Genomic DNA, 13,263 nt, shown 5'->3' with positions numbered 1-13,263 from the left:
TACACTATTTTCAAGCTTTTTTCCAGCTTTAAGTTAGTTTCTCCCATTATTCCCTTATCTATCCATTGACTATTTTATCCTGACCATTGTCCCTTTATCTATCCAATGACTCAAATGATCAATCTGACTGTTGGTCAAGGCGATGCAGCCATGCGTCCAATTCATCATTTTATGGATTTTTTCATCGGCCCGACCTAAGCCATGAATGCCTATCCGTCCGCCTAATGGGGTATTTTGCGGAGGCACTTGATTGTGCTTGTGAGCGTATACGATACTGTTATAGGTGACGCGATTTATCAATCCCTGCTCCAGCGCTTTCCCAGCATCTTCTACGGAAGGATAGGTTAAACCAAAAAATTTTTTAAAGGCGCTCTGCTCACCGACCCAGCCGATCCTGTAATCACCAAAAGGCGTGATATTATCGCCTCGATGATGCTTAAAGCCCGCGCCGCCCTGGCCAATCGCAATACCGTCGAGGGTTTCAAGCGTCTTCTCGCCTTTTTTGACTTCAATCTTTAGCGCGCTCGTATCCACCAGCAGCCATATATCCTCAGCGGCAGATACAACCGTAGCACAACAACTACAATAGAGTAATAAATAAATTCGCCACATAAATAATCTACACTAGAATAAAGGTTTCCATACTTAAGCTCATCAGGATAATTGTCGCACTAAGGCAAAAATATGCAAATAGAAACGATCACTACCCACCCCTATAACGACCAGAACCCGGGCACATCCGGACTTCGAAAAAAAGTTAAAGTATTTCAGCAGCCGGGCTATCTGGAAAATTTCATCCAGTCCATCTTCGATTCTTTGGACGACTTTGCCGGCAAAAAACTCGTGCTCGGCGGTGATGGTCGGTATTTTAATCGAACCGCCATACAAATCATCATTAAAATGGCGGCAGCCAATGGATTTGGCGAATTGATCATCGGCCAGGGCGGATTACTGTCCACACCTGCGGCATCGCATCTGATCAGAAAAAACAAGGCCTTCGGCGGCCTGATCCTTTCCGCCAGCCATAACCCGGGCGGTCCTGACGAAGATTTCGGCATTAAATACAATGCCGATAACGGCGGCCCCGCACCGGCAAAATATACACAGGCCTTTTTTCAGCGCAGCCAGTCTATCGACAATTACAGAATCGCAACCATGGCCGATGTAGACCTGGACAGCATCGGCACACAGCAGATCGGCGACATTAAAATCACGATTGTTGATCCGGTAAGCGATTATGCCGAACTGATGCAGTCGATTTTCGATTTTCCGCTGCTGAAGCAAAGCATCAGCTCCGGCTATATCAGCTTGTGCTTCGATGCCATGCACGCCATTACCGGCCCATATGCCCAAAGAATACTGGAAGACATGCTGAGCGCGCAACCCGGTTCGGTCATCAACGCCGAGCCGCTGGAGGATTTCGGCGGCCATCATCCCGATCCTAATCTGGCGCACGCGCAGGAACTGGCCGAGAAAATGTTCAGCCCTGCCGCGCCGACTTTTGGCGCCGCTTCCGACGGCGATGGCGACCGCAATATGATCATGGGCGACCATTTCTTTGTCACGCCCAGCGACAGCCTCGCCATTATGGCTGCCAATGCGCATCTGATTCCGGCCTATGCCAAAGGCCTGAGCGGCGTTGCGCGCTCGATGCCGACCAGCCAGGCCGTCGACCGTGTCGCGGCCAAATATGGCATTCCCTGCTATGAAACGCCGACCGGCTGGAAGTTCTTCGGCAATCTGCTCGATGCGGGCAAAATCACGATCTGCGGCGAAGAGAGCTTCGGCACCGGCTCCAATCATGTGCGAGAAAAAGACGGGGTATGGGCCGTGCTGTTCTGGCTGAACCTGATCGCCAGGAGACGCCAGCCGGTTGCCGATATTGTGCATGAGCACTGGCGGAAATTCGGCCGCGACATCTACAGCCGCCACGACTATGAAACCGTAACCAGCGACATCGCCAACGATATTATTGAGCATCTCAGGTCTCTGTTGCCGACACTAGCAGGCCGGTCATTTGGCGAATATGTCGTCAAGTATGCGGATGAATTCAGCTACCAGGACCCGATAGATGACAGCATCACCGAGAACCAAGGTGTCCGCATCGGCTTTGAAAACGGTTCCCGCATTGTATTCCGCCTGTCGGGCACCGGCACGGTCGGCGCCACGTTGAGAATCTACCTGGAACGCTTCGAGGTCAATCCCGACAGGCACGATCAGGATGCGCAAGTCGCGCTGGCCGATTTGATCGATCTCGCCGAACAGCTTTGCGAGGTTAAAAAACGCACCGGCCGGACCGGACCGACGGTTATCACTTGAGCCAGTTCAAGGTGCAGGGTTCAGCCCCTGCGCCTACATCTCAATATCATGGGCAATGCCGTGCATGAGGCAAACCAGCAGCACGCCCGCCAGGATCAGGGCAATCTGCTGCAAGGATGCCTTCATGTCGGTTTTCCTGTGCAGCGACGGTATCAGGTCGGCAACGGCGATATAAATAAAACTTGAAGCCGCCAACGCCAGAAAATACGGCAGACTGTCATGCAGATCCTCCAGGCTGAAATAAGCCAGCACACCGCCCACAACCGTCGTCAAACTGGCCAGAATGTTATAGAACAGCGCCTTGCCTTTACCATAGCCGCTCTGCAATAAAATCGCGAAATCGCCGACTTCCTGCGGAATCTCGTGCGCAGCCACCGCCAGACTGGTCACGATGCCCAGTTTCACATCAGTTAAAAACGCGGCCGCGATCAACACGCCGTCGACAAAGTTGTGGATGCTATCGCCCAGAATGATCAAGGCTCCGGCGGACTTACCGTGCCCATGGCTGTGCGCGTGCACATGCGCATGATCGTGAGCGTCTTCATCGCCGTGCGCTTCACAACCGCCACCGTAATGGCAATGGCGCCAGATCAGCAGTTTTTCCAGGACGAAAAAACCGAGTATGCCGGCCAGGATGGTTCCGGACAAGGGTTGGATCTGCTCCGGCCTGACGTCTTCGAACGCATGGGGAATCAAGCCCCAGAAAGCTACGGCCAGCAGCGCGCCGATCGCAAAACTGATCCCGTGCGGCAAAACCGCTTCCCTGTGATGATCCGGCATTAATAGAAAGACTGCGGCAGCCATAACGCTTAAAAGCCCGCCTACGGCAGTAAAAATAACAATAAATACCAATAAACTCACTACTTCAGTCTCTCCAGATTAATGTCGCCATGCGTCCTGTCTCTTTATCCCGGCGATAGGAATAAAAACGTTCATGATCCGTAACGGTGCATAGATTACCGCCATAAATTCTGTCTATGCCAAGAGCGGCCAAATCTACTCGAGCCAGCTGATAAATATCGGCCAGCCATTTGCCATTGCCGCACTCTTTGAAAGCCGCAGCAAACCTTGCTGATTTTTCAATGAAAGCTTCGCGCACTTCGGCACCGACCTCAAAACACGCGGGTCCGATCGCAGGCCCCAGCCAGACCAGCAGATCCTGATTGCCCATCGCCGTAACCGTATTGCCTATCACGCCGGACAACAAGCCCCGCCAGCCGGCATGAATAGCCGCTATCCGGGAACCTTCGGCATTGCAGACCAGCAGCGGCAAACAATCGGCCGTCAGCACCGCGCAGACAACCCCTGCCTCATCGGTAAAGCTGGCATCGGCCTGGACCAGTGATTGCGTTTTTCCTGCATCGACGGCTTTGTTGCTATGAACTTGCTCCAGCCAGACAGGTTCGGCGGGCAGCGCCAGCATCGCTTTGATGATCTGCCGATTCTGCCTGACCGTTTCGGCATCATCGCCGACATGCGTGGCCGGGTTTAAGCTGGCAAACGCACCTTTACTGACGCCGCCAGAGCGCAATGTCGTCGCGGCATGTATGTGGCCGGGCGCGGGCCAATCCGGCTCAAGCCAGTGTTTGTTGCTGTTCATTTTCAGCTAATGCTTCAAGCAGATTGACCATGTCTTCAGGCAAGGGTTGTTCCCACTCCAAATATTCATCAGTGACCGGATGCCGCAGTCCCAATTTTGCCGCATGCAGCGCCTGCCGTTTGAAGTTGCGCAATGCCTGCTCCAGATGCTCGCTGCAATGAGGCGGCATTTGGAAACGCCCGCCGTACACTTGGTCGCCAACCAGAGGATAGCGGATATGCGCCATGTGCACGCGGATCTGGTGCGTACGTCCGGTTTCGAGCTTGACCCGAATCAATGTGTGCCCGGCAAAGCGCTGGATGACGCGGTAATGGGTCACGGCAAACTTGCCGGAGTTTTTGACCGCATAGCGTTTACGGTCAGTAGGATGCCTGCCGATCGGCTCATCGACAGTGCCGCCGGCAGTCATGCGGCCGCGCGCGATAGCCAGATATTCCCGGGTAATCTCACGGTCCTGCAATTGCTGAGCCAGACTATTATGCGCCTGCAGCGTCTTGGCGATCATCAGCAGTCCGCTGGTATCCTTGTCGATGCGGTGGATGATGCCGGCCCGAGGCAAGGTCTCTAGATTCGGCGCATGATGCAGCAAAGCATTCAGCAAGGTGCCGCTCCAGTTTCCGACAGCCGGATGCACGACCAGTCCGGCCGGCTTGTTGACGATCAGCAGGCTGTCGTCTTCGTAAATGATATCCAGAGGGATCTCTTCGGGCTCACAGGTAATCACCACCTCCGGCTCGGCATCCAGCGTGATTTCCTCGCCGCCTTCCAGCTTGTCTTTCGGCTTGAGCATTGAGCCGTTGACTAGCACGCGACCTGACTTGATCCAGGTTTGCAACTTGCTGCGCGAATAATCGCCAAACAGCTCCGCAAGCGCCTGATCCAAACGCATACCGGCCAATTCTAAAGGCACTTCTGCCGTTAATCTCGTCATAACAAATTCTTCTGATTAACTCGATGTTAAGTTATACTCGCCGGCTATATGGCCATTTCAAGCGCCGCGGCTATATCCTGCGAGAAAACCTCTAATATTACAACGTGTCGTTAGCACTATGCGATTAATTTTAATAAAATTTTTATTCATCTGCTTTTTAAGCCTGTCGATTGGGGGGTGCGAAACGCTTAAAGAGCTCACGACCGGCGACACCTCCGATACAACAGACGAATACGCGGACTGGAATGCCGATAAATTTCGCAAAGAAGCAAAAGCGGCCTCGGATTCCGGCAATTACGAAAAAGCGATTAAACTCTATGAAGCGCTGGAGGCGCGTTATCCGTTCGGTGAAGAAGCGGCGCAAACTCAATTGGATGTGGCTTATGCTTATTTCAAAAATGACGACCCTGAAGCCGCAATCGCCGCTGCCGACCGATTTATCAAAATCAACCCAAGAAGCCCCGCCGTTGATTATGCTTATTATTTAAAAGGATTGGTCAATTACAATCGCGGCATTGGCTTTATTGATCGCTACCTGCCGACCGACACCTCTCAGCGCGATACCAGCAGTGCGCGTGAGGCTTATGATAATTTCGCCGAACTGTTGCGCAGATTTCCGGAAAGCAAATACGTGCCTGATGCCAAACAGCGCATGATTGCGCTTAACAACAACCTGGCCATGCATGAAGTCCACATTGCGCGCTTTTACATGAAGCGCAAGGCTTACATTGCCGCCGTCAACAGAGCGAACCATGTCGTCGAGAAATATCAGCGCACCCCTGCCGTTCCCTATGCGCTGCAAATTTTGCAGGAAGCCTATACAGAGCTTCAGATGCCGGATCTTGCCGCGGATGCGGCCAGAATTTATGAATTGAACTTCCCAGAAGGCCCGCCTGTGCCTGAACACAAGAGCGCTACCTTACTAAATAAAGTCTGGGATTTTATCGGCCTGGAAGAGTAACGCTAAACCGGTACATTAACCGGTTTTTTTCTGAAAAGGCGGATATCTTGAGATGCCCGCCTTTTCAGCATCTAGCCTTTGATCTTTTTCTCAAGTTCGGCCTGGGTCATATGGCGCACATCCTCGCCTTTGACCATGTAGATGATGTTTTCGCAGATGTTGACCGAATGATCGCCGATTCTCTCTAGCGCTCTGGCTGTCCACAGCACATCCAGCGTACGCGTGATATTTCTCGGGTCCTCCATCATGCGCGTGATCAGTTGCCGGATGATGCTGCCGTATTCACGATCGACATCTTCATCGCGTCCGGTAATGGTCGTCACATCCTCTATGCTCATCCTGGCGAATGCGTCCAAGGCTCCATGCAGCATGTCCCGGACCAGGACGGCCATATGTTGCAGTTCATAATATTGATCATGCTTGTTGGTGTCAGTATCCGTTAAACGCATCGCCATTTCAGCAATGCGCTCGGCCATATCGCCGACTCTTTCAAGCTCGTTAATGGTTTTAATGACGGTGATCAGCAACCGCAGATCGAACGCGGCCGGCTGCCTCAGCGCCAGAATCTGCATGCACTCCTGGTCAATGAGCATTTCCAGCGCGTCAACCTGATTATCCTGCTTGATAACCAGCTCGGCCATTTCTATATCGCCGGTCATGAAGGCTTCTACGGCCTGCTCTATCTGCTGCTCAACCAGCCCGCCCATCGTCAAGACATTATTGCGGATATCTTCCAGTTCCTTGTTGAACTGTCCCGAAATATGCTGCCCAATTTTGCTTTTTTCCATTGTTATCTCCCGGTTTAACCATACCGTCCGGTAATGTAATCTTCTGTCTGTTTCTTTTTGGGATTGGTAAATAACTCGCTGGTATGCCCCATCTCGATCAATTCGCCCATATACATGAAGGCCGTATAGTCCGAAACGCGCGCCGCCTGCTGCATGTTGTGCGTCACGATGACAATGGTGTATGTCTCCTTCAGCTCGTTGATCAACTCTTCAATTTTCAAGGTTGAAATAGGGTCCAGCGCCGATGCGGGCTCATCCAGCAACAACACTTCCGGCTCAATGGCGATGGCTCTGGCGATGACCAACCGTTGCTGCTGCCCGCCCGACAACCCCAAGGCATTGTCATTCAGGCGGTCTTTTACCTCATCCCAGATGGCCGCACCGCGCAAGGCGTTCTCGACCGTTTCATCCAGGGTGCGCTTGTCGTTGATGCCCTGAATCCTGAGCCCATACGCGACATTTTCAAAGATGGACTTAGGAAAAGGGTTGGGCTTTTGAAACACCATGCCCACGCGTCTGCGCAAAGCGGCCACATTCACCGATTTATTATAGATGTCTTCATTATCGAGCAGGATTTTGCCTTCGATTCGGACATTGTCGACCAGATCGTTCATGCGGTTGATGCAGCGCAGCAGCGTTGATTTGCCGCAGCCGCTGGGGCCGATATAGGCCGTGACCTTTTTCTTGGGCATTTCCATGTTGATGCCGTGCAGGGCCTGCTTTTCGCCATAGAACAGCTTCAAGTCCTCTATTTTGATGCAGGTTTCCTGCGGGCCCCGCGGTTTTGTCTGCCCCCTTAAAATGGAGTCCATATCGATTGCGTGAGTTCGTACGTTTTCTGTTGCCATTCTTTGTTAACCTTCTAATGCTCGGTATTTTTCGCGCAGGTGATTTCTGATTTTAACCGCCGCCAAATTAAGCCCGACGATGACTATGACCAGCAGCAATGATGTAGCGTAAACCAAAGGTCTTGCCGCTTCTACGTTCGGGCTTTGAAAACCGACATCATAAATATGAAACCCCAAATGCATAAATTTTCTGTCCAAATGCAAAAACGGGAAATTGCCGTCCAACGGCAATGACGGCGCCAGCTTGACGACCCCGACCAGCATCAGCGGCGCCACTTCCCCGGCCGCCCGCGCGACCGCCAGAATCAGGCCGGTCATCATGGCCGGGCTCGCCATCGGCAGCACCGTGCGCCACAACGTTTCCAGTTTGGTAGCACCCAACGCCAGACTGCCTTCGCGTATCGACTTGGGGATACGCGCCAAGCCTTCCTCAGTAGAAACGATGACCACCGGCAAGGTCAGCAGGGCCAGCGTGATTGAGGCCCACAGCAGTCCCGGCGTGCCGAAAACCGGCGCAGGCGCCGCTTCCGGATAAAACAGCCGATCGATGTTGCCGCCCACGATATAGACAAAAAAGCCCAAACCGAATACGCCATAAACGACCGAAGGCACACCGGCCAAGTTATTTACCGCGATCCTGATCAACCGTGTCATAAAGCCCTGCCTGGCGTATTCGCGCAAATACACGGCGGCAATCACGCCGAACGGCGTTACTATAATCGACATGATGATCACCATCATGATGGTTCCGAAAATCGCCGGAAAAATACCGCCTTCAGTATTGGCTTCGCGCGGGCTGTCCGTTAAAAACTCTGCCAGCTTGCTGCCATAGTGAATGATTTTATCGCCTACGCTCATGGCATTCGGCTGGTATAACCTGACCACTTTAGCCAAGGGCACCTCAAGCTCGCTACCGTTTGAAGTCTTTACCACCAGGCTATCACGCCGTATCTGCTGATACAGTTCGCCCAATTGATCCTGGTAGCGCTTGTAGCCGGCCTCATATTCGGCTTTTTCAGCCGCGATCTGCTGCTGCGCCTCCTGATTCCATTGGCCGTCCATCTGCAGGCGTTTCTGCTTCAGCCTTAAGCGTTCCAGGCCATAGTTGACCGCGCCGATTTCTTTTTTCTCAATTCGCGTTATCTCGTCAAAAATAGCCGAAGCCGCCTCTATTCTTTCCCGCGCGACCGGCAGAGCCTGATCGCCTGTCGCAATAATGTTGCCGCTTTCTTTAACCGCGGCCAGATTACCATAAAGATTGCCCCATTCCCGACGCTCCAGAACGCTGATATCGGCTGGAAACTGTCGGCTCTGGATATTGCGTTCCTGAATCCAGCGGAAATCGGCGCCCAGCACATCGCGATTGCCGGTCTTGATCAGATCTTGCACCAGTGTGTCTTCGTTATCGGCCATTTTATAGCCGGCCGCCTTTGCCATGGCGGCGCCGGTGATACTGGTATCGACGATCTCGCCAATCACCGTCTCGGACTGTCCGCCTTCTTCCTGGTAAACCATTTCCGCTACATCGGACGGCCAGAAATGCCCGGCCCCTTTTACAGTCACGAGGCCCAGCAGGCCGAGTACAAAAATAAGACAGATACTGACCGCCGCGGCATTGAGCCATACCCACGGCGAACCGCTTTTAAACCATTGTTTGATCATAATGAACTGTATTTTTCGCGTAGGCGCTGACGGATGACTTCGGCCAGCGTGTTAACAATAAAGGTGAACAAAAACAATACCAGTGCGGCTAAAAACAGAACCCGATAGTGCGTACCATCAACTTCCGATTCCGGCATTTCGACGGCGATATTGGCCGATAAGGTGCGCATGCCTTGGAAAATGCTTAAATCCATGACCGGCGTATTGCCTGTCGCCATCAATACAATCATGGTTTCGCCGACGGCGCGTCCCAGACCGATCATGATCGCCGAGAAAATCCCCGGACTGGCCGTCAACAGCACGACCCTGGTCATGGTCTGCCAGGGCGTAGCGCCCAATGCCAGCGAGCCGACCGTCAAATGTTTCGGCACACTGAAAATGGCATCCTCGGCAATCGAAAAAATCGTCGGGATCACGGCAAAGCCCATCGCTACGCCAACCACCAGCGCGTTGCGCTGGTCATAGCCAATACCCAGCTCGGCTTTAAACCATTCGCGCAGGCTGCCATTGAATAATGCGGCTTCCAGCGGCACGCTGACGGCAAAAGCAAACCAGCCGCTTAATAAAATGACCGGCATCAACAATGCCGCATCCCAGCCTTCCGGCACTTTTTGCCGCAGGTCTTCGGGTAGGTTTTGCCAGAGAAAGGCAAACAGCATCACGGCCAGCGGCACAATCATCAACAATGCAAACAAACCCGCCAGATGCGCTTCTATAAACGGCGCCAGCCAGAGGCCGGCCAGAAAGCCCAAAATAACAGTCGGCAACGCGCCCATCATTTCAATGCTCGGTTTTACATAGCGGCGCATGGCCGGCGTCATGAAGTAGGCTGTATAAATAGCGCCCATCAATGACAAAGGAACGGCAAACAACATCGAATAAAATGCCGCCTTCAAGGTGCCGAATACCAGAGGCACCAGGCTGTATTTAGGCTCAAAATCATTGCTTGCCGAAGACGATTGCCAGATATAGCTGGGCTTTGGATAGCTTTCATACCAGACTTCCTGCCAAAGCACCTTCATCGAGACTTCAGGATGCTCATTTTCAACATGCCAGAAATGCAGGGTGTTGTCGCCGGACTGCACCAGGAATGCATTGGCTTTGGGCGATAGCGTTGCGGCAATAGAGCCCGCGTCACCAATAGGCTTTTTAACCAACTCTCTTTCAGCAGTTGAATGGTAAATGCCAACGACACCATTGGCGTCCAATGTCATAAAACCTTTGCGGCGCTGCTCGGCGTATATGCCAATGACAGGGCTTTCAGAAACCTTGAACGATCTGATCTTCCGCAGTGCCGGCTGTCTCATATCGTCTCTGCCCAAATTCCATTGCGATACCAATCCGCTGGAATCGCCGACCAGCAGCGACAGATCGCCATTCAGAAATGCAATGCTGGCAATCTTCTCGCCCGCCGCCACCACATTCTGCTGTTGACGGATAGCCGGGCTGCTTTTATTGCTGATATCAAAAAAACTCAAACGTCCATCACTGCTGATCAGATACAGGCTGCGCTGTTCTCTGTCGATGATGATATCCGTGAGATTAAATGCTGCCGGCATGTTCAGAACGGCATCGGTGCGATTTAGTCCTGCTTCCTCATCAAATAAAGACTCCTTTTTCTCAAAGCTGACCAATCGGACCTTATCCGCAGCTTTGGCTACAATCGTGGTTGTATCATTGGTCTTAACAGCAACTTTTTCCAAAGCCGCGCCAGTGTCGTCCACCATCAGCGGCGCCTCGCCCAATGGATAACTCAGGGATGGCGTAATAACCCGTCTGTCGTCCGCATAAGATTCCTGGTATTGAGATTTTGCAACGATAGCGCGGCCATCGGACAATCCATAAATGACCTCGCCCTCGGCTGGACTGCCTTGGGCAAAACTGCTGATATGCGCGCCTGCCGGTATCGGAAGCGATTTTACGTCCACCGTTTTGCCTGTCGCGACTTCAAAAAACACGACCTGGCCGCTATCGGTGAAACGAGAGGCCATCTGATTTTGCTCATCCATCGTCAGCAGCAGCGTATGGCCCAGTGTTTTTTCGGGCACGTCGTAATGTGCAGCAGATTCCGCTGCTGCGGGTATAAACAAGGGAAAAACCGAATACAGCAGAAAGAAGAAAATCAGTGCGATAGCAACGATGATGCCCAGACCGCCTATCACGACGCCATAACGGGCCAACTGGTCTTTTATCAATCGCCACTGATGATAATGCCTGCCGGTATCGGTTTTCATACCCGCAGATTGGTAATTTAAATTGCTTTCAGACATGCCGACATTTTGTAAATTGTTAGGACAATGAAATACAAACGAAAAAAGGCCGAGATTCATACAAATCTCAGCCGCCTTTTGTCCGGATTAATCTCTGTTTATCATGAGAAGGGGAAGAGAGCGTTAATCCAGCTCAACATCCTTGTTTATGCATCCCTGCACAACAATCAAAGTCCTTTCATAGCTAATCCATAATCTGTACTGTTATTTAATGGAAGCCAATGCTTTTTCAACCACTTTGGCAGGCAGTGGAATATAGCCGTCTTTTATGACAGCCTGCTGACCTTCTTTCGATAATACCATTTTAAGGAACTCATTTTCTAAGGGTGCCAATGGCTGGTTAGGCTTTTTATTGACGTAAACGTACAGGTAACGCGCTAAAGGATACTTGCCAGCCAGTGTATTTTCAGGCGTGGGATCAACAAAAGCTTCGCCTGCCGCTTTTGCCAACGGCACTGCTCTGACGCCTGATGTCGTATAACCCATACCGGAATAACCGATACCGTTTACTGATGTCGTCACCGCCTGAACCACTGAGGCAGAGCCAGGCTGTTCATTGACGTTATCTTTGAAGTCGCCCTTGCATAAAGCTTCTTCCTTAAAAAACCCGTATGTGCCGGAAACTGAGTTACGTCCGTATAGCTGAACGCTTTTGCCTTGCCAGGCCCCGGTAATGCCTGTTTCACCCCAGGTAGTAATGTCTTTGTCGTATCCACACTTGCGTGTCGCCGAAAAAATCGCATCGACTTGAGGCAGCGTCAGACCTTTAATCGGATTGTCTTTATTGACGAAAACCGCCAAGGCATCGATGGCTACAGGCACGGCAGTAGGCTTGTAATTGAATTTGCTTTCAAACGCATCGATTTCGTCATCTTTCATTTTACGGCTCATGGGGCCGATATTGGCCGTGCCTTCGGTTAAGGCAGGAGGTGCGGTAGAAGAACCGGCCGCTTGAATCTGGATGTTGACGTTCGGATAGTTGCGGTTGAATTCTTCTGCCCACAGCGTCATCAGATTTGCCAATGAATCTGAACCTACGCTGGATAAATTACCCGATACGCCGCTGGCTTTTTGATAGCTGGGAATAGCCGCATCAACAGTCTGTGCAGCCATCGCATGACTGCTTGCTAATGAGACGGAAGCCATCCCGATTGCTGTAACCAACTGTTTCACATTGAAAAATAATTTCATAACCTGCCTTTACTGAAATAACTAACTTGAAACTATTATGCAAGCAATAGATGACAGTAATATGACAACCCTCATTTTTTGTAATATTACCTAATTAACGATCTTTGGGTAAATTCCTGGCATAAGTAATGGACAATAGTTCTGCGCACCCTGTGTTCAGGCGACTCCAGTCACTAGATATGATCAATCTTGCCAGAGCCGCTGTCGGTAATAACTTATCTTTATCGGGCACGGCTGCTTTGCCTGCCAAGTCAATCAGCAGCGCTTCCAGCTCCGGGTTATGGCCAATCAATAAAACCCGCTCCGCCTGAACCGGACATTCGGCAAGCGTGTCTTTCAATCTATCCAGATCCTGCTCATACAAGCGCTTGTCGCGATGGATGACCTGAGCCGGCAATCCTAATGCAGCACAGACTATCTCCGCCGTTGCCGCGGCTCTTAATGCGGGCGAACTGACCACGAAATCTGGCAGCAACTGATGCTGTTTCATCCAGATTCCCATCTGGCGGGCTGCGCGTTTTCCTCTCCTGCTTAACGGTCGCTCGAAATCATCGGCATCAACATGCCAATCCGATTTTGCGTGCCGCAGTAACCATAATTCTCTATTCATACCCAACCTTTGGTAGTTGAACGCCGGCCTGTCATTAAACGTTAATACTCTGTTGATAGGCTTGACAGTGTTTATATCAGACG

The 13,263-nt window shown here is 51.7% G+C and carries 12 protein-coding genes; 2 read left to right on the top strand and 10 right to left on the bottom strand.

Annotated features, from left to right (window positions below; translation table 11 throughout):
* Positions 1 to 69 precede the first annotated feature (69 nt).
* Positions 70 to 612 (bottom strand): L,D-transpeptidase family protein, encoded by a 543-nt coding sequence (locus ACTNE6_RS01505; protein ID WP_194969467.1) that lies wholly within the window; start codon positions 610 to 612, stop codon positions 70 to 72.
* A 72-nt stretch (positions 613 to 684) separates the two neighbouring features.
* On the opposite strand from ACTNE6_RS01505, the gene ACTNE6_RS01500 reads away from it, so the two are divergent.
* Positions 685 to 2,319, top strand: coding sequence for an alpha-D-glucose phosphate-specific phosphoglucomutase (locus ACTNE6_RS01500; RefSeq protein ID WP_442498375.1), 1,635 nt, complete (start codon positions 685 to 687; stop codon positions 2,317 to 2,319).
* Positions 2,320 to 2,352: 33 nt separating this feature from the next.
* On the opposite strand, the gene ACTNE6_RS01495 is transcribed toward ACTNE6_RS01500, so the two are convergent.
* Genes ACTNE6_RS01495 through rluD form a run of 3 tightly spaced genes read right to left on the bottom strand, consistent with a single transcriptional unit; the run spans position 2,353 to position 4,850 of the window.
* Complete coding sequence (locus tag ACTNE6_RS01495) at positions 2,353 to 3,180, bottom strand: ZIP family metal transporter (RefSeq protein WP_442498374.1); 828 nt, start codon at positions 3,178 to 3,180, stop codon at positions 2,353 to 2,355.
* A 4-nt stretch (positions 3,181 to 3,184) separates the two neighbouring features.
* Complete coding sequence (gene pgeF, locus ACTNE6_RS01490) at positions 3,185 to 3,919, bottom strand: peptidoglycan editing factor PgeF (protein ID WP_442498373.1); 735 nt, start codon at positions 3,917 to 3,919, stop codon at positions 3,185 to 3,187.
* Positions 3,894 to 4,850 carry a 23S rRNA pseudouridine(1911/1915/1917) synthase RluD gene (gene rluD, locus ACTNE6_RS01485; RefSeq protein WP_194969463.1) on the bottom strand — a complete coding sequence of 319 codons (957 nt, stop codon included), beginning with the start codon at positions 4,848 to 4,850 and terminating at the stop codon, positions 3,894 to 3,896. The genes pgeF and rluD overlap by 26 nt, the downstream gene beginning before the upstream one ends.
* Before the next feature lie 118 nt (positions 4,851 to 4,968).
* On the opposite strand from rluD, the gene ACTNE6_RS01480 reads away from it, so the two are divergent.
* Positions 4,969 to 5,811 carry an outer membrane protein assembly factor BamD gene (locus tag ACTNE6_RS01480; protein ID WP_442498372.1) on the top strand — a complete coding sequence of 281 codons (843 nt, stop codon included), beginning with the start codon at positions 4,969 to 4,971 and terminating at the stop codon, positions 5,809 to 5,811.
* A 71-nt stretch (positions 5,812 to 5,882) separates the two neighbouring features.
* Here ACTNE6_RS01480 and phoU read toward each other — a convergent pair whose 3' ends face one another.
* The 6 genes from phoU to ACTNE6_RS01450 all read right to left on the bottom strand — a co-directional run bounded on the left by phoU (position 5,883) and on the right by ACTNE6_RS01450 (position 13,180).
* Positions 5,883 to 6,599: a phosphate signaling complex protein PhoU gene (gene phoU, locus ACTNE6_RS01475; protein ID WP_442498371.1), complete on the bottom strand. Its 717-nt coding sequence runs from the start codon at positions 6,597 to 6,599 to the stop codon at positions 5,883 to 5,885.
* A 14-nt stretch (positions 6,600 to 6,613) separates the two neighbouring features.
* Complete coding sequence (gene pstB, locus ACTNE6_RS01470; protein WP_434485142.1) at positions 6,614 to 7,447, bottom strand: phosphate ABC transporter ATP-binding protein PstB; 834 nt, start codon at positions 7,445 to 7,447, stop codon at positions 6,614 to 6,616.
* A gap of 6 nt (positions 7,448 to 7,453) precedes the next feature.
* Positions 7,454 to 9,109 (bottom strand): phosphate ABC transporter permease PstA, encoded by a 1,656-nt coding sequence (gene pstA, locus ACTNE6_RS01465; RefSeq protein ID WP_442498370.1) that lies wholly within the window; start codon positions 9,107 to 9,109, stop codon positions 7,454 to 7,456.
* Positions 9,106 to 11,343, bottom strand: coding sequence for an ABC transporter permease subunit (locus ACTNE6_RS01460; RefSeq protein ID WP_442498369.1), 2,238 nt, complete (start codon positions 11,341 to 11,343; stop codon positions 9,106 to 9,108). The genes pstA and ACTNE6_RS01460 overlap by 4 nt, the downstream gene beginning before the upstream one ends.
* A gap of 240 nt (positions 11,344 to 11,583) precedes the next feature.
* A complete protein-coding gene (locus tag ACTNE6_RS01455) occupies positions 11,584 to 12,570 on the bottom strand; it encodes a PstS family phosphate ABC transporter substrate-binding protein (RefSeq protein WP_194969457.1) in 987 nt (328 codons plus the stop codon).
* A gap of 94 nt (positions 12,571 to 12,664) precedes the next feature.
* On the bottom strand, positions 12,665 to 13,180 hold the full coding sequence (locus ACTNE6_RS01450) for a SixA phosphatase family protein (protein ID WP_442498368.1): 516 nt from the start codon (positions 13,178 to 13,180) through the stop codon (positions 12,665 to 12,667).
* Positions 13,181 to 13,263: the final 83 nt, after the last annotated feature.

The organism is Methylobacter sp. sgz302048, from assembly GCF_052162025.1.
Taxonomy (GTDB): domain Bacteria; phylum Pseudomonadota; class Gammaproteobacteria; order Methylococcales; family Methylomonadaceae; genus Methylobacter.
Note: the sequence above shows the minus strand (reverse complement) of the source record. Positions and strands in the feature narration are given on the sequence as shown.

Excerpts from the sequence above, each read along its gene's own strand:
- phoU (WP_442498371.1), bottom strand. The coding sequence starts at position 6,599 with ATGGAAAAAAGCAAAATTGGGCAGCATATTTCGGGACAGTTCAACAAG.
- ACTNE6_RS01455 (WP_194969457.1), bottom strand. The coding sequence starts at position 12,570 with ATGAAATTATTTTTCAATGTGAAACAGTTGGTTACAGCAATCGGGATG.
- pstA (WP_442498370.1), bottom strand. The coding sequence starts at position 9,109 with ATGATCAAACAATGGTTTAAAAGCGGTTCGCCGTGGGTATGGCTCAAT.
- ACTNE6_RS01450 (WP_442498368.1), bottom strand. The coding sequence starts at position 13,180 with ATGAATAGAGAATTATGGTTACTGCGGCACGCAAAATCGGATTGGCAT.
- ACTNE6_RS01480 (WP_442498372.1), top strand. The coding sequence starts at position 4,969 with ATGCGATTAATTTTAATAAAATTTTTATTCATCTGCTTTTTAAGCCTG.
- pstB (WP_434485142.1), bottom strand. The coding sequence starts at position 7,447 with ATGGCAACAGAAAACGTACGAACTCACGCAATCGATATGGACTCCATT.
- rluD (WP_194969463.1), bottom strand. The coding sequence starts at position 4,850 with ATGACGAGATTAACGGCAGAAGTGCCTTTAGAATTGGCCGGTATGCGT.
- ACTNE6_RS01460 (WP_442498369.1), bottom strand. The coding sequence starts at position 11,343 with ATGAAAACCGATACCGGCAGGCATTATCATCAGTGGCGATTGATAAAA.
- pgeF (WP_442498373.1), bottom strand. The coding sequence starts at position 3,919 with ATGAACAGCAACAAACACTGGCTTGAGCCGGATTGGCCCGCGCCCGGC.
- ACTNE6_RS01505 (WP_194969467.1), bottom strand. The coding sequence starts at position 612 with ATGTGGCGAATTTATTTATTACTCTATTGTAGTTGTTGTGCTACGGTT.
- ACTNE6_RS01500 (WP_442498375.1), top strand. The coding sequence starts at position 685 with ATGCAAATAGAAACGATCACTACCCACCCCTATAACGACCAGAACCCG.